Annotated in this window: 16 protein-coding genes and 2 pseudogenes; 8 read left to right on the plus strand and 10 right to left on the minus strand. The window is 40.0% G+C overall.

Going from position 1 to position 16,615, the window contains the following annotated elements; genetic code table 11:
* Positions 1-109 precede the first annotated feature (109 nt).
* Entirely contained in the window at positions 110-1,009 is a 900-nt protein-coding gene (locus tag BLS49_RS05930) for an AraC family transcriptional regulator (protein ID WP_091227526.1), read from the plus strand.
* Between the two features lie 432 nt (positions 1,010-1,441).
* Here the strand turns inward: BLS49_RS05930 and BLS49_RS25725 are convergent, their stop codons facing one another.
* On the minus strand, positions 1,442-1,621 hold the full coding sequence (locus tag BLS49_RS25725) for an MmcQ/YjbR family DNA-binding protein (RefSeq protein ID WP_425432115.1): 180 nt from the start codon (positions 1,619-1,621) through the stop codon (positions 1,442-1,444).
* A 123-nt stretch (positions 1,622-1,744) separates the two neighbouring features.
* Positions 1,745-2,029, minus strand: a complete 285-nt coding sequence (locus BLS49_RS05940) for a hypothetical protein (protein WP_091227527.1) — start codon at positions 2,027-2,029, stop codon at positions 1,745-1,747.
* Positions 2,030-2,795: 766 nt separating this feature from the next.
* Here BLS49_RS05940 and BLS49_RS25175 point away from each other — a divergent pair.
* Positions 2,796-3,995: pseudogene (locus tag BLS49_RS25175) on the plus strand (FAD-dependent oxidoreductase).
* Here BLS49_RS25175 and BLS49_RS05960 read toward each other — a convergent pair.
* From BLS49_RS05960 to desA, 3 genes are all read right to left on the minus strand, one after another.
* Positions 3,988-4,590 carry a response regulator transcription factor gene (locus BLS49_RS05960; RefSeq protein WP_091227533.1) on the minus strand — a complete coding sequence of 201 codons (603 nt, stop codon included), beginning with the start codon at positions 4,588-4,590 and terminating at the stop codon, positions 3,988-3,990. The pseudogene BLS49_RS25175 and the gene BLS49_RS05960 overlap by 8 nt on opposite strands.
* A complete protein-coding gene (locus tag BLS49_RS05965; protein ID WP_091227535.1) occupies positions 4,587-5,732 on the minus strand; it encodes a sensor histidine kinase in 1,146 nt (381 codons plus the stop codon). Before BLS49_RS05965 ends, BLS49_RS05960 begins: the two co-directional genes overlap by 4 nt.
* Positions 5,733-5,838: 106 nt before the next feature.
* Positions 5,839-6,930, minus strand: coding sequence for a Delta(5) desaturase DesA (gene desA, locus BLS49_RS05970; protein ID WP_091227537.1), 1,092 nt, complete (start codon positions 6,928-6,930; stop codon positions 5,839-5,841).
* 404 nt (positions 6,931-7,334) lie between these two features.
* Here desA and BLS49_RS05975 point away from each other — a divergent pair, with 404 nt between their 5' ends.
* The 3 genes from BLS49_RS05975 (at position 7,335) to BLS49_RS05985 (ending at position 9,894) form a co-directional block, all read left to right on the plus strand.
* Positions 7,335-8,468: a hypothetical protein gene (locus tag BLS49_RS05975; RefSeq protein WP_091227538.1), complete on the plus strand. Its 1,134-nt coding sequence runs from the start codon at positions 7,335-7,337 to the stop codon at positions 8,466-8,468.
* 359 nt (positions 8,469-8,827) lie between these two features.
* On the plus strand, positions 8,828-9,232 hold the full coding sequence (locus BLS49_RS05980; protein WP_091227618.1) for a CidA/LrgA family holin-like protein: 405 nt from the start codon (positions 8,828-8,830) through the stop codon (positions 9,230-9,232).
* Positions 9,202-9,894 carry an LrgB family protein gene (locus tag BLS49_RS05985; protein WP_091227540.1) on the plus strand — a complete coding sequence of 231 codons (693 nt, stop codon included), beginning with the start codon at positions 9,202-9,204 and terminating at the stop codon, positions 9,892-9,894. The genes BLS49_RS05980 and BLS49_RS05985 overlap by 31 nt, the downstream gene beginning before the upstream one ends.
* Positions 9,895-9,994: 100 nt before the next feature.
* Here BLS49_RS05985 and BLS49_RS05990 read toward each other — a convergent pair whose 3' ends face one another.
* Positions 9,995-10,267, minus strand: coding sequence for a hypothetical protein (locus BLS49_RS05990; RefSeq protein WP_091227541.1), 273 nt, complete (start codon positions 10,265-10,267; stop codon positions 9,995-9,997).
* 37 nt (positions 10,268-10,304) lie between these two features.
* On the opposite strand from BLS49_RS05990, the pseudogene BLS49_RS05995 reads away from it, so the two are divergent.
* Positions 10,305-10,787, plus strand: a pseudogene (locus tag BLS49_RS05995) (transposase); the annotation flags it as partial.
* 158 nt (positions 10,788-10,945) lie between these two features.
* Here BLS49_RS05995 and BLS49_RS06000 read toward each other — a convergent pair.
* The 3 genes from BLS49_RS06000 to BLS49_RS06010 all read right to left on the minus strand — a co-directional run bounded on the left by BLS49_RS06000 (position 10,946) and on the right by BLS49_RS06010 (position 14,116).
* Positions 10,946-12,880 carry an FtsX-like permease family protein gene (locus BLS49_RS06000; RefSeq protein WP_175471326.1) on the minus strand — a complete coding sequence of 645 codons (1,935 nt, stop codon included), beginning with the start codon at positions 12,878-12,880 and terminating at the stop codon, positions 10,946-10,948.
* A 55-nt stretch (positions 12,881-12,935) separates the two neighbouring features.
* Positions 12,936-13,343 carry an ATP-binding cassette domain-containing protein gene (locus BLS49_RS06005; protein ID WP_091227546.1) on the minus strand — a complete coding sequence of 136 codons (408 nt, stop codon included), beginning with the start codon at positions 13,341-13,343 and terminating at the stop codon, positions 12,936-12,938.
* 410 nt (positions 13,344-13,753) lie between these two features.
* Positions 13,754-14,116: a VOC family protein gene (locus BLS49_RS06010; protein ID WP_091227548.1), complete on the minus strand. Its 363-nt coding sequence runs from the start codon at positions 14,114-14,116 to the stop codon at positions 13,754-13,756.
* Positions 14,117-14,275: 159 nt separating this feature from the next.
* On the opposite strand from BLS49_RS06010, the gene BLS49_RS06015 reads away from it, so the two are divergent.
* Together BLS49_RS06015 and BLS49_RS06025 are read left to right on the plus strand one after the other, a co-directional pair.
* On the plus strand, positions 14,276-14,794 hold the full coding sequence (locus tag BLS49_RS06015; protein WP_091227549.1) for a PadR family transcriptional regulator: 519 nt from the start codon (positions 14,276-14,278) through the stop codon (positions 14,792-14,794).
* Between the two features lie 570 nt (positions 14,795-15,364).
* Complete coding sequence (locus tag BLS49_RS06025) at positions 15,365-15,637, plus strand: hypothetical protein (protein WP_245742283.1); 273 nt, start codon at positions 15,365-15,367, stop codon at positions 15,635-15,637.
* On the opposite strand, the gene BLS49_RS06030 is transcribed toward BLS49_RS06025, so the two are convergent.
* On the minus strand, positions 15,634-16,545 hold the full coding sequence (locus tag BLS49_RS06030; protein WP_091227551.1) for a helix-turn-helix transcriptional regulator: 912 nt from the start codon (positions 16,543-16,545) through the stop codon (positions 15,634-15,636). The genes BLS49_RS06025 and BLS49_RS06030 overlap by 4 nt on opposite strands.
* Between the last annotated feature and the right edge of the window lie 70 nt (positions 16,546-16,615).

The following is a 16,615-nucleotide window of genomic DNA, read 5'->3' on the forward strand; positions in this document are numbered from 1 at the left end:
GTCTGCATTACAACTACAGTATAGGTTGTGATAGAATAAACGAAAATGGTGGAAACATACCCTTTTTGTACAAAAACTACTTTTTACAAGTCGTAAGGGAGCGAAGAACTTGCTTGCCATTAACGTGGAAATGATGCCAAGAATCAAACTGATGGGATTTGTCTCTTATAAGCAGCCCTGGATTCATTTTAAAAGAACGACACACGAGACGATTCTCTATTTCGTAAAAAGCGGAGAGCTTCATCTCAAAGAGAACGGAACGCCCTTTATTCTAAAAAAAGGAGACCTCCTTGTTCTGGAGCCGAATATGGAGCATGAAGGAACGGAAAAGCATGTCTGCGATTACTACTATATTCATTTCGAGCATCCAGATATGAATTCCGTTCAGGTGGAAGATTTGCTGACGATGGCGAGACACTTCATCCTGGAGGATGGAACACAACAAGCAGGGCAGGACAGCTCGATCTGCCACTTTCCAAAGCATTATACTTTGTCCAAAAAAGCCCTCTCCCTCTCTTTTCACGCCATGAACGAGATGCTTCAACTATATAGACGAAAATACTTCAATCGCGGGTTAACCGCCCTGAAGTTCACCGAATGGCTGATCGAGGTGTCCCGGGAGCATTTCATTACAGCACTCCAGCAACACGAAGGCAGCAATACCAAACCCTTTATCAAAGTCCATGCCCTGCTGGACTATATTCACGAGCACTACGCAGGCAAAATTACCGGGAGTGAGATCGCGCAGGAATTTGACTGCAATTATGACTACATGAACCGCGTCTTTACCACGCTGACAGGCCAGAGCATCATGCGTTATGTCAACTGGGTGCGGATCAACCATGCAAAAGAGCTGATTGAAGCCACACACCTGCCCTTTGGCGAAATCGGCTACTTGACCGGATTGGATGATCCCTATTATTTCAGCAAGGTGTTCAAGAAGTACGCTGGAGTCACACCCTCCCAGTATTATAAAGAAGTGCGAGGACAGGGAAAGAGCGCCCATTAATGCTCAAACTGGTTTGAGATTCCATGAACCCATCGCATCGTCACGATTCTCAAAAATCGCGTTGGAGGATTCATACCTGATGTTTGTATTTCAAGATATGAAACGAGAGCTTAATCCAATGATCATGTTTTGCGTCTGCGAGGTTAAGCTCGAATAATTGCTCCCATTGCTTCATTCGATATTTCAACGTCGTTAATAAGTCGTATAGTTCATCAGCCCCCTCATGTTACTTTTTTCACATAATACAAAGATAACATGAGAGAACTGTTCCATCATCGGATGAAAGCGCAGAATTACAAGGCTTCTATTTGTCTGTTTTAGACATTCGTTAGTGACCCGCTCCATGATTCCCTATTCTTAACAAAACCGACTCACGAGCCGCTTTCGTAAGACTGCCTAACATCAGATTATAGGAATGATCGATCATCGATTTCAAATCAGCCATGTAAGGCTGCCATCTGCGATTACCGTATTCCAATGCTTCTTGTTTAAGTGATATCCGGGTTGAACACACTCATGCTGTTCTCTCAGGTTCGCAGCGATGGCTGGATCACATTTTAAGGAAATACGCACAGTGTACTGATCTCCTGGAACGGAGATCAAGGCAAACATTTTTCCTCCTACCTGGATCTGGACCAAAGGGAAACTACTGAACGGCCCCCTTATGGGATTGGCAATAAGCAACCAGCTTACTATACACAAGTATCTCTCCCTTACACTATTTTGAAATTTACGTCATTCGCTCTTCAAAGGAATCAAAATGATCTGGTGATAATATTTTTTGCCTTTATCGAATGTTTCAAGCAACGTACGTATAAGAATATCTCCATTCGGGATTAAATGATGCTTTTCTAACAAATGTAAAGGTCTTTCCAGAATACGATTTATGAAATCTTGTTCTTTGGCTAGTTTACTCTGATAGATAAGTCCCCAGCATTCAGCCATTTCTTCAACAGGGTCTTCGATATGAAGCTTAAGCGCCTTAGCATCTTCCTTGTTAATCGGTAGTCCAAAAGTCAAATCACTGTACTTATTATGATTATAGGATATGCGGGAGCATTGCTCCACTATAGGTATAGAATCGATCCAACTAGATAGATGATTCAGAACAGTCTTTGATTGGAGTGCAAATTTATATCCTTTTGAATGTGAAAAAAATAAAACGAATCAATCTTTCCGATGCACCATTTCCCATCAAAGTTATCATTCTGTAAATCACGTAACAGCCTGCAGAAATTTTGGGCATAATTGAAAACGAGTTGCTTTTCACTAAGCTCCTCAGCTAAAGCTTCTGTTTTTTCGCTAATTCTGGCAAATAAGATGTCTATGGAATCATGGTAAAGCATATGTTCAATCTCACGAAGCTTAAAGTCTAGCTTCTGATATTTTTTACTTTCTAGTATCTGTGGACCCTGATTGAAATCATAGAAGCGATATCCGCCATCCCCCGCTTTTCACTGCTGATAATATTGTATTTCTCGTAATGTTTGAGTAAGTCGGGAGAAACACCTAAGTTAACAGCAAAATCCCCTATCTTATATTTATTCACGATGCATTTCTCCAGAAGATTAATTTTTTTTAGTTATTTCACTATTATTGATCTACTTTTTTAAGAGTAGAAGTTAATATCTTACATTTATATTGTGAATTTTATCACATAAGGAAATATATCTCATTCTTTTTTTATTATTACATACATTTATTTGTCAATTGACCTGGAAGTAACACTGAATTTTACACTACCTATGTAATCATATTACGCAATATGTTAAGGGGAGGCAATCAAATGGAATTATTCACAAAACTAAGATCCAGGCTCTCACTCATTCTTCTAACTTGTTGTATCGTGCTTAGTGCTTGTAGCAGCAATGTAACAAGCAATACTACTACTAGCACAACAAATGGTGAAAGCTATAAAGCTGGAACTTATACAGGAAGTGCAGAAGGTAAAAATGGAGAAATGTCGGTAGAAGTAACTTTCTCAGATACGGAAATTACCAGCATTGAAGTGAAACAGGGTTCAGAAACAGAAGGACTCGCCCATCCTGCTCTAGAGAAGATTCCAGCCAGCATCGTGGAAGGTCAATCTTTGGCGGTTGATGTGATTTCCGGTGCTACCGTTACAAGTAATGCGATTATCGATGCCGTTGCTGACTGTATCCAGCAAGCCGGCGGAGATGTAGAGAAGCTCAGAACCAAAGCGATCGTTAAAAATGGAGTAAACGAAGAGATCACAACCGAGGTCGTTGTAGTCGGTGGCGGTGCATCTGGGTCAGCTGCAGCGCTAAAAGCCTCTGAAAACGGTGCAAAAGTCATAGTTATCGAGACCACGGCTAGTCCGGCAGAACAAGGAACAATGGCAGGGGGTATGTTTGCGACAAATTCTTCTGAGCAGGTTGAAAAAGGTGAGACCGTTGATCCGCAGTGATACTATAATCAATTCATAAACACAGGAAACTATCAAGTCAATGGGGGTTTGCTGACAAAGGTAATACAAAAGTCAGGAGAAACGGTTGACTGGTTAATTAACAACGGGGTGAAACTAACCCTTGCTCATCCTGGTACTGGTGGTTATTACGAGCATACTAAGACACATCCAGCTTCCACTTTGCATGGATATACGGAAGGTGGAGTTAAAGGAATTACTGCCTTGCATAATTCTATTGAGAATAAGGGCGGACAAGTACTGTATGAAACAACAGCTAAAGACATCATTGTAGAAAATGGAAAGGTTACAGGGATTATTGCCGAAAAAACGGATGGCGGCACATTAACCGTTCATGCCGATGTCGTTATTTTGGCTACAGGCGGACTTGGCGGTAATGAAGAAAAAGTGGCTGAAACCTTTGGTGAAGGGTTTGGTCACAGTCACACCTGTAGATTTATTAATACTCTGATAAATCTGTATTTAAAGGGCATGGCTCGGATTCTTTCCGACCATGCCCTTTTTACCTTACTCTCCAGAATTACGGTGGTCTCTATTTAAACCAGCCCTTTTCCTTGATACGAGTAATCGCTTCTATTCTGTTACTGACATTCAATTTATCCAAAATGACCGATATGTAGTTACGAACAGTCCCCGCCGTAATAAACAGCTCGGTTGCGATTTCCTTTGTATTTTTGCCGTCCGCAACAAGTCCCAGCACCTCTTGCTCGCGCTCTGTAAGCGGATTCTCCTCTCTTCCATACATTTCATCGACAAGCTCAGGAGCAAAAATCCTTCTACCCGCCATTACACTGCGAATCGTGCTTGCCAGTTCTTCGCTTGGTGTATCCTTCAGCAAATATCCGCTAACTCCCGCCTTAAGCGCTCTCTCGAAATAACCGAAACGCGCAAATGTAGTCATAATGATTACCTTTGAATTCAGCGCCCTCAGCTCCTCTGCCGCATCTAGGCCGCTTCGGATCGGCATCTCAATGTCCATGACAACGATATCAGGCTTATATTGACGAACAAGTTCTATCGCTTCCTCCCCGTTACTCGCGCGACCTACGACCTGCATGTCTTCCTCCAGATCAAGCAAGGAGGCAAGTGCTCCAAGCAGCAACCGCTGATCCTCCGCAATAACAATCGAAATCATTGATCCGTCCCCCCTTCTCGTCGATTAGTGGCATTTGGAACCTTAATTATGACCATGGTTCCTTCCTGCGATATAACAGCTAAGCTTCCATTAACAAACTCCACTCGTTCCTTCATCCCACGAAGGCCGTTGCCTCTAATAAGAAGCTTCTCGTTCAACGCTGCAATGCCAACGCCATTGTCCTTAACCTTAAGAACGCATTCAGAGGAGGACGACTCAATCGTAATGATGCATTTCTCTGCTTGACTGTGCTTGACGACATTATTTACCGCTTCCTTTAAGCACATGCTCAGCACATTTTCAGCAAGCAAGGGTGTGTCTGCAGAATCTGGCACGCCCTCAACGAGACATTCGATCCCAGCCGCCTTCAATATTTGCTTCACGCGATAAAGCTCGTCCTCTAGCCTCGTGCCGCGCATTTCCGTCACCATCTCGCGAACTTCCTTCAGCGCTGCTCGTGCCGTCTGGTGGACGTCCTTCAATTCATCAAGAGCCCCATCCGGATTTGTACGTATCAGCTTGCCCGCCAGATCTGATTTGAGTCCGATAAGGGACAACTTCTGACCAAGCGTATCATGTAAATCCCGTGCGATACGCTGCCTCTCCTCCAGCTTTACAAGCTCAGATATCCGCTTGTTGGCATCCTCCAGCTTTCCCTCCAGCTCTCCCTGCTTAATTTGATTATACTTATTAAACGGCAGCAGGATGACGACCGCAACACATATAAGGACAAAAGGGAATTGCGTAAATAACAGCTTATTTTGCGTTACAAAGCCATAGTTAACCGTTGCGAGCGTCGTAAGTAAGTGAATGGAATAAAGCGTGAAGAAACCGGCTTTGTTCTGGATATTGCCTATAATGAAGGCAAGAAATATCGCAAAGTACACATAGCTGAATAGCAGCGTCATTGCTATGGATATAATAATCTGCCCGCCCGTCCACATATATACCTGCCAGCCTTTAGACTGGAAAGAGCGCATATAGCAGAAAAAAAACATAATCGTCATCACGATGCCCAAGATTACTTCATCCGTAGAGGACACGGATTGAAGAATAAAATAAAACGGAAGTATGCAAAATACGATCCATACATATGGGCTTAAGCCAGTACTCTTGCTAAATATTTGATACCATTTATTCATCAATCTGCTACCCCCGACTGCTGTCAGTCATGTTTTGCGCCATAAACGGAAAACGGCGCAAGCAAGAGCTGCTTCGCCTATGGTATTTTCCTATATATTAACATAGTCAACTATGCTTATGTTCATTAAGCTTCGTGCCACGTCGATAAGACGTTATGCGAATCGGTAAAGGTTGAACATACTTCTGCTCAGAGACATTGGCCATTTTCATCACCGTGCTCCTTCTGAAAGTGACAAAGCTCTTTGTGTCCTCGTCCCATAGACGAAACTTTAGTGATTTCAGACTGGTGCTAATTGTAATAGTTGTCGCCTTTTGAAGCGGAGTGGTATGATTATACGCTTTCTCCAGGTTGTAGTTCGGCACGCGAGGACTTAAATGATGCACATGATGGAATCCAATATTGCCTGTGATCCATTGCAAGGGCTTAGGCAGCTTATAATAAGAGCTTCCTTCAACAGCAGCCTTTACATAGCTCCATTCATCCTCATGCTCAAAGTAAGATTCCTCAAATTGATGCTGAACGTAGAAAAGCCAAATACCTATCAGTCCTGATACATAGAAAATTGGCCCATGAATCATTAAGAACGCTTGCCAGCCAACTGCCCAGCATAGCAAAGCGGATAACCCGACAATCGACGCATTTGTTAAATAAGTATTCAGACGTTCCTTGCGTTTAGCGCCCTTGCGATTGAAGCGGTAGGCAACTAAGAAGATGGCAATTGGACCCAGTCCGAACATAACAATCGGATTGCGATAGATACGATAAGTGACTTTGCGCCACAACGGGGCCGCTTCATACTCCTCAACAGTCAAGAGCCAAATATCACCTACGCCTCTCTTATCTAAATTGCTGCTTGTTGCATGATGCATGACATGTGTATATTTCCATTGCTCATAAGGAACAAAAGTAAGAACACCGGTTATCGTGCCAATGATTGCGTTGGCGCGTTTGCTTTTAAAAAATGACATATGAGTGCAATCGTGAAAAATAATAAACGTTCGAATGACGAAGCCTGCTGCAAAGATCGTAATTGGCAACGTAATCCAATAAGATATCGATAAGCTCAAATAAGCAACGTACCACAGCAGAATCAACGGAACGAGTGTATTAACTAGCTGCCTGATACTAGCCTGTGTATCTACTTTCTCGTATGGAGCGACGTCTTTCTTCAACTGTGTTTGCTTCTCTCTTGACATGCCAGTCCTCCTACTCCCTAGGGATTTTTTATTTCAACCACAACTTCAATTGAGAAAATCGAGAATTGTGGCGAAAATCTCAAAAGCACTTGTGTACCTTCAATTGTATAGAAACCCCGCATTAGACAGTAGTCATAAACGTCAGTTCAAGAGTATGACATTTGTCATATATGCTGATAAATGTCACTCTATTTGGAAGATATATACACGATATAGATATAGATATAGATATAATACGAACCATCAGAGGATTCAATGTGATGAATCGCTATTCCTCCACAATGGCAGATACTTGAATAAAAAATGAATAAGCGTTGTAACCTAATTCTATTAGACGACATTTAAGTCATGGCTGCATTTCGAATGCGCTATATTACAGATATCAGCTTATTGGAGGCCTTTACATGATTTCGTTAGTAACCCGCTCCATGATTTTGCTTCTCCTTCTATCCATGTTTTCTTCTGGACCTGTGATGGTCTATGCAAACAACAAGGCACCTTCAGTTGCTGTTGTCATCAGTGTACGGATAAGTCCTTCTGCAGCATATGAACACAAAACAGTTTTAACAAATGCGGCAGCACTTCAATTATTGAAGGGCGGTAAAGAAGAAAAAGCAGAACACACCGTTGCATTTTCCGACATCTTCATAACCATCTTACAACATGGCAAGACAAGCCATTACCAAATGGATAAATCCGGTTCCTTATGGAATGAAGCTGAATTAACCCGTCTAGTCCTGACTCGTAAAGCAACGAAACAATTACAAGCCCATGCTAGGTCTCTGAGAACAAGTCATTATGGATCGATGCTCCCTTGGAGTGAAGTCAGCAAATTACTTCCAAAGAAAAGCACATTCTCTATTGTAGATATGGAAAAAGGCTTGGTATTTCGTGCGCAACGTCGTGCTGGTAGCAGGCATGCTGATGTGCAGCCACTGACCAAAGAGGATACAAAAACGATGAAACAGATAATTGATAATCGCTGGAGTTGGGATCGAAGAGCGATCGTAATCGTTATGGATAACAATACAAGGATAGCTGCTTCTATGAATGGAATGCCTCATGGCGGGGACGGAATTCCGGACAACGGATTCTCTGGGCACTTCTGCGTACACTTCTTGGACAGCAGTACACACCGCTCTGTTCATCCAGATTTATTTCATCAATTAATGGTCTACACCGCTGCTGGAAAAAGAGAAAATTTTCTTCACAGCTTATCTCCCAATAAACTTTCGGAGACATTTATCGGAGCGTTGTCACAGCGGGACCCCCATCTACTAACAACTTTGGCGGAAGGTGCGAATGCTGAAACGTTAAACTACTTTCTTAACGAGATGAAACAAGGAACTACATTTCGAATGATGAACAGAAAACAATCCTACCTAGATAATTCAAAGGTTGGATTAACTGAAGAGTTAATTATACCTATCATCATCAGACGGAAGAACCAGTCAGAAAAAAGCGTTGCCCTGCAATTCGAGCTTACACGCGAATCTGTCTTATCTCCGTGGAAAATAAGAAATGTACAACAACGCTAAACTGACTTTCTCTCTTCGTTGTTGGCAATCCCATCATCCCTAACGTGAATAACAATACTGATAATCTCTTAGAATTGATCTATTATGATATAGGACGATGCTTACAAAGAAATATAAGAAAGTCATTATCCAGCATGAAATTGAACCTGAATGTACTCTCCATGAGCGTTCCCTTAGTGAAAATCCTGGATTCACATGAACACGATTTAATTATTGAGGAATTAAGAGCAAGGAGTATACAACAGACTAAGGAGGCTATTCAGAATCATACAGAAAATACTTATTACACCGTAATAGCAAATTCAGACTTTTTACGAAAGAAGGTGGGTGGTCTCTCGAAATTAGAGACTACATCAAGTATGAAATTCCTACTCATTTTTTTGCAAATATGCATTTTATATGTTTTTTCCTTCATCGGAAATGCGATTCACAATTTTTTTAACCTGGCCATTCCGGGTAGTATTATTGCACTGTTACTTCTTTTTATTTGTTTATGTCTAAAAATAATCCCCGTATCGTTTATAGAGCACGGCGCAGGTTTTTTATTAAGTATTTTGACTTTGTTTTTTACTCCGGCTGCAGTTGGTATTATGAACTACCCTTCATTGCTTTCGCTTCAAGGTGCGTTGCTCGTATTAATCGTTCTATTAAGTACGATCATTACTATTGCCATAGCAGGAATAACAAGTACATTTATTGAAAAGAAAAAACATTCAGGAAAGGATGAAGATGCATGCAACAGCTCCTTTTCGCACTCGGGATGATTCTATTAACTGTTGCAGCTTATTATGCGACAACCCTATTGTACAAGCGGTTTTCTTATTCATTTTTAATTCCTATCGTAACTGCTACCATTCTGATCATCGTCTTCCTGCAAGTGCTGCATATTCCTTATAATAGCTATATGATAGGCGGAGAGTGGATTAATTCTCTATTAGGACCAGCAGTTGTTGCTCTCGCTTATCCTTTATATAAACAACGACATTTTTTAATCAAGCATTTTTTTCCTATTTTAGGCGGGGTTTTAGTGGGTGCCATTTCAGGGATGATAAGTGTCGGTTTATTAGCAAAGATGTTCGGATTTAGTGATCCATTAACTCTTTCTCTCATCCCTAAATCTCTTACAACCCCTGTTGCAATTGACGTGGCTAAAGGTTTAGGCGGAAATGTCTCTATGACGATTATTGCTGTCTTGATCGCCGGGATCTTCGGTGCAATAGCAGCTCCTACTATTTTTAAATACACTCGCATAGATAGTCATATTGGCAAAGGGATTGCCCTTGGTAGCGCCTCACATGCCATAGGAACTACAAAGGCTGCTGAATACAGCGAACTTGCCTTTTCAATGAGCTCTATTGCCATGACATTATGCGCCATCATCGGCTCCTTCCTAGGCCCTGTCATAGCGCATATATTCAACTTCTAAGAAATTCTCTTATAATAATATAGAGGTGCCGTCCCTTTTCAATATTTCTATTGAAATGGAACGGCACCTCTCTTTATTTCTTTATCTATATTTATTCTATTTAATCAATCCCAAGTTTCATCCATCGTTTATTCATCACTCTACAAATGACAATACTTAGCGCAAAAAGAATCCCGATGTAAGAAATGACCGTTAAGCTGTTTGATAAAGAAATAAAGTTCTCCCCATCCATCAGTACTTTATCGACATGAGCATAAAGAAAATTAGATGCATCAAAAATTGCAACGTATTTTAATTGTTCCGAACTAGATACTAAAATGACAGTTGAGTCCGTATAATTGTGTAAATTGGTTTCTTTTAAAAAGAGAGCCATAGATAGAATCCTCATATAGAATGAAGTTGTCGAGACACTTATGGTCGGCGACACAGAATCGGAAGAGAGTTGGGGAGAGTTCTTTAGCTCTCTTAAAGCCCGTTTACGAGGCTCGAACTCATCATTAGTGATCCCACAGCGGATTATAAAGGCGCTCAAACAGCATTTTCAAGGTGTTACCGGGCAGCGATGTCAAATGCACTTCATCCGCAATATTCTAGACGCAGCACCCAAAACTCTTAAATATGAAATTAAAAGCCGTGTACGTTCCATCTTTGAAGCTCCGAACTTAGATACTGCACGGTTGTATTTGCAGCAGACTTTGGATACTTACCAAGGTAAAGCATCTAAAGCAATGCAAGTACTGGAACTTGGTTTCGATGATGCGACGGCTGTCCTTGTTTACCCTGAGATGTACAGATTCCGATTACGAACTACAAACGGTATTGAACGGCTAAACGCTGAAATACGCCGCCGCTATTTCAATATGACTGAATATATGGAGTGGCGAAAAAGGTAATTCAATTAGGCTAAATTCAGGTAATGAGGATTTTACACACAATTTAGGACTTGATCCTGTGCCAACGGTAACGCTGGCGTTTTTTTGCGTACCACTTCGTCAGCACGTCCATAAAAAAACGGCTCTCCCGAGGGAGAACCGATCGTTGAAGCTGTATACTAATCCATTTGAATGTTAGACTTCTTGGATTCAGAAACCATTCTGGCTTCTTTGCTTCCTAATAGCAACGATAAGATAAAAGTAAAAACCACAACACATATTACAATATATAATTGTTCTCTTATAGCATTATAAATGTGACCATTATCTATTTGTGAAAAGTAGAAAGTGATGAGCCACCCCGTGATAACTCCGATAACGATTCCTATAATGCCAAACAATCCACATTGAACGATAACAATCTTCCGAATTTGACCGTGGGTTGCGCTTATCATACGAAGTATTGACATTTCACGACGTTTAGTCAGGAGGATGGCCGATAGATGATTAGCCATCCCGCTCAGTCCCATCATGAGCAACAACATAAAAGTTGCTCCCAATATCAAAATGCGCTGGGACATTTGCTTTGACAGCTCCTGCAACTGGGTAGATCTGTCACTCCAATTGATTTCGCCATATTTATTCATTTGAAGCATCTTTATATGCTGATCTACAAGCGTTTTCTGGTTCGGATCGACGTATAACATGACACTACGCACATTGGGTTGATCCAGCCCTGTGAGCGTAGGGTTGTTCCAATCCAAAAGCAGCGAGTCTTCGTTTGCATACAACTGATTTAATACTGCTGCAATCGTGACTTTCATGCGAATAGGATCTTTCTTGATCTGAGGAATGATAAATTCCAAAGTATCCCCTTTCCTAACACCCAACATTTCGGAGTAATGCGCTGTTATCATTACCACATTTTTTGATTCGATTTCTTGTGGCAATTGCAGATTAAGTTCCTTAACAAGTGAATGGATATGAACCAATTTGTAGTTCGCCAATTCTCGTTCCGGAATAGGTTTATTGTGTTCATCTGTATAAGTTGGAGAAGGGGATGACTTTAAATTCAACCATCTCCGATTGCTCTTTGAGAAATCATAATTATCCAAGATTAACGTCTGATTGACGCTCGTCGCAATAGCCGTTTTCACACCTGGTATCCGTTGCAAATCTTCTTGTATTTCCAACGGAACAGTGGAACGCATGTTTTTATTGCTCGACACTAAAATATCAGAAATGTAATTCGACTCTATTTGCTGCACCATATTATCTTCAATCCATGTGTAAATCGTGACAATCGGGATAGTCAATGTCATGGATAAACCAATGATAATAACAGCCAATGTACTTTGGGCTCGTTGGAAAATCAGATTTTGAACGGCAATTTTGGATTCTATGCCTGCTATTCGCTCAAGGAGCGGGGACAATATGCGCAAAACAGGTGATATCCAAAAGGGAGTTAACATATAAAGAGAGCTGGAGATCATTAATCCTCCTACAACATAGAACAGCACATGCAAGGAACTTTCCTGATCCCCCCATCTACCTATGCCTGCGCAAAGAAGACTAGTCATCAATAATCCAACCGCTATCCATTTCTGAGTTTTCCGAGGCCGCAAATTTGCATCAAATACCTCATTGAGAAATTCCATTGGCAAAACTCTTGAGGCTTTATAGGCAGGAATCAAGGCAGTTAGAAAAACGAATAAGGCGATGCTTATTGCAGTGACCGCAACGTACTCATATGAAATTGACACTGAAAATAATGGGATCGCAAGATACCGGGCCATCCAATTTATAGTTATCTTTGTTAATAATACACCCATAAGCGAGCCGAGAAATGACCCGATGATGGCAATCGTCAACGCCTCTATACAGACCATCAACTTCAACTGACCCGGACTTCCACCGATCATACGTAGAAGAGCTAACTCTTTTTTTCTCTGTTGTACAGTAATGTAGAAACTGCTCAGAATCATAAAACCACTAGCAAATACAACCATAATCCCTAATGCATATCCGATGACTAAAAAACTATTTAATTTATCTCCCTCTTCAGGGTTACCTACGATATCCACATCCGGTATGGGATCTAAGTTATCCTTCACAAACCGCAAAAACCTTTGCTTATCATGATCTTTGACTAAATCTATCAAAAGAAGATTAACTTTTACGTCGCTTCCTACATTCTCTTGCAGGGATTGTAAATGAAAAATGGCATAGTCCGGCAACGGCCAGCAACAAGGGCATGGCAACATTGTCTTCGGCATTAATCGAAGCAATGAGATTGAAAAACTGGAATATGAATCCAACTTTATCTCGTCGGTATTGTGTGGCATGTGGTTCAACGGAAATCTCTTGCAAAGATTGACCATAGACTCGTATATCACCTTCCGATGGCTCAATCAATGCCCCGATTAGTTGAAGTAAAGTTGTTTTACCAGACCCGCTTTTCCCCATGACGACAATGAATTCTGAACGCGATATAGTTAAGTTAATATCCTTAATGACATACGTCTTTTTCGAATGGGTTGTATAGAATTTGCTTAGACTTTCTATTTCAAGAATCATAGTCAAAGTGCTCGCCTCGATTCGATTTCGGTGTGTTGAAGAGGGACAGCGTTAATCTTTTTCAACAAATCATGTTTCATCTTCATGTTGGCATCTTGTTGAACGATTGTGTAGATGTATTTTTGGATTTCTGTTATGGTCACCAACACGAAACCTGAACCGTAGTAAATAAGTAAAGTAAAGATAACATAACGATATAAAAAGACCCTTGTCCTGTTGATAAAATCGAAACTTGATCAATTAGAGTTTTATGAAACCAGATTTGAACTGTAGGTATAAAGGCCATAATGAACATAATGAAGATCCAACATCAATCTAGGATGCGCTTTCCATCCGATCATAAATATTAATTTAATATGTCTCCTAAATTAGGACAACCGGTTTTATTAATATCTCAAATACTGCTTATTCTACTTTTGAATCTGCCTTGTATAGTCGGTTATACCTAACCTATTTCCAAACGGATCTTCAAATTCCACAGCCATTCCAGTCATTATACTAAAGGGCTCTGTTAAAAATGTAACGCCCTTATCCGCTAATTTCTCACATTCCTTATGTACATCCTCAACAACAAACCAAATGGTAGGCTTAATGTCCTTATGGACACTTTTTTCTTTTAGAATTATCGCCGGTTCTTCATCTCCCACATTAAAGGCCACCATACTTTTTTCAGAAAATTTGAATTTTAATTCCAATCCTAAAATCTTTTCGTAGAACTCCTGTGCTTCTTCGAGGTTATCAACACCCAAGAAAAAATTGTCGTAGCTCTTCATCAACTTTTTTCCTCCTCGTTGTTCCCCCTTCTCTTTCAATAGGGAAACTATCAATTGACTCATACTATAAATTATAGTACTTTATATTATAGTATTTTTCAATAGTACCCATTGGTTTTATCCTAATATAAATTAGAGTATTGCTTGGAGGAATATAAAATGTCAGCGATTGATTTAGTCGTTTTAGGTCTGATTAAACAACAACCACAAGGAGCCTACGATATCCAAAAGGAATTAGCCTATAGAAATATTTCCAGTTGTATTAAGGTCAGCATTCCGTCAATTTATAAGAAGGTTATTCAACTGGAGGAAAAGGGATACATCGAAAGTGATATAACGAAAACTGGAAAAATGCCTGAAAAAGCAGTCTATAGCTTAACTGATAAGGGAGAAGAATATTTCTTATACTTAATGAAAAAAATATCGGCTCAAACAGTAAATATTTTTTTGGATCTCAATTCGGTTATCATGAATCTTGATTTAGTTTCTATCGAAACCAAGGAACAATGCCTTTCACAAATAAAGGACAATATTATTGCTTTAAAAGAGCAAATCGTCGAAAACATAACTTTGAAAAGTCACATTCCTCAAACAGGAAAAGGAATTTTATCTCAGCAACTGGCGTTAACTGAAACACTCGAATTATGGGCAGATGAGTTTTCAAAAGAAGAGGGGTAGTCAAAGACCTTTACAGGCATTCAGAGTTTAATTTACAAACATGCGATTTCTACAATAAAGTAGCGTACAAACGATCGACAACGTTATCCATTTTAACATGAGAGAAACGATTGTTGATCGTTGAGTCGATTTATATTATCCTTCTTGTTTGGTTGGACGGATTAAGATTTCGTTTACCGCTACCGTGTCAGGCGTGCTGAAGTATAAGAAATCTCCGCATCCGGCAGGGATTCAACCAAAGCTTTCAAACGGTCAATCCCGCTTGACCCTATAATTTTCGTAAATCAGCTGATCAGACACGAAGGCCCTCCATGGATCAAATTAATTGATGCCTGGAGGGCCTATTTTCAAGTTACAAAATCCCAAAACTTAAATATTTTTTGAAAGATCCAACATATTGCTAAAATGAATTTCACTCAATTGTACAATAACTTCATCAATTGCTATATTCTCAGAATCAGTAATCCAAAGACAAATTACACCTACTAACCCTGAAATCATATACTCCAGGCTAACTTTCACCAACGTCAAATGCAATAAGAAAAATTCAATTCAAAAGGAGATAGAGTTATGAAAACATTAGCAATTATTGGAGCAGGTAAAGGATCGGGATTATCATTGGCAAAACGCTTCGATAAGGAAGGCTTCCAAGTTGCCTTACCCGATATGTTAGCGAAGAAAGAAGGTGCCCTACTGTTTACAACTGGTTTGTCTTCACTATATCCAATGCCAATGCTTGGCAACCTTGGGATCGCGATGTCCGCTTTACGTAATTATGTTGCTAATCTTCAGAGTCCCTTCCCCATGCATAATGATTCATCAACTTCTGCATACCAAGTTTAAGAATATTTCTCCACCATTCTAATTAAATAATTACGAAATTCATCAACATATGTTTTGGGCTCTACGATTTCCAGATTTGTTCCGAAGCTTGCTAGAAATTGAAATCCAATACTGTTTTGAGGAACGTGGATGGTGGCTAAGAGATAGTCAGAACTATAGTTTTCAATACTTTTTCGACCGTACCTTTCAATGAATTGATCTTTTATGCCAGGCGAAATCAACGCCTTAATAGTGACTAATTGCGGTTCATAACTTGCTTCATGTTCTAGTTCTAATGAATAATCTCTAGGGTTAAATGCATTTTCATCCATATGAAGATGATCGATTCTGGATAATTTAAATGTTCTATATCTTTGACGATGTAAACAAAAGCCCTTCAAATACCAACTCGTTTCGCTAAAGTGAAGCTGGTATGGCTCAACAATTCTATTCGTTGTATTGCCATTTTTATCAATATAATCAAATGCAACTAACCTTCTCTTTAATATTGATTCTTGGCATATCTTCAAGGTTTGCAGAATCTCAGGCCGACCCTCCCAATCATAAAATGACAGTTGGATTGAACCTTTCGGAGACAATGGGCTAACCATGGCTTCTATTTTTTTTATGGTCACTTCAACTTCTTCGCTAATTAGAATTTGTTCCAATCCGCCGAGCGCAGTCAATATATTCTCCAAGTCGGAGCTGCTTAAAAGACGTTTATCAACCTTATATTCATCCATAATGCCATAGCCGCCATTAATTCCACTAATAGAATAGATCGGGATATTTGATAAACTCAGTGTTTCCATATCACGAAGAATCGTTCTTTTGGAAACGTTAAATAATTGTGCGAATTCTTTTGTTGTAACGACATCTTTTTTCAGCAATATCATGATGATCGATATTAATCTCTCGGCCTTCTCCATATTTCCCCTCCTTTTTTTGTATTTTATTTATAAAAGGTGACATACGTATGTCACCTTTTATAAATTATAC

The organism is Fontibacillus panacisegetis (assembly GCF_900102215.1).
GTDB lineage: Bacteria > Bacillota > Bacilli > Paenibacillales > Paenibacillaceae > Fontibacillus > Fontibacillus panacisegetis.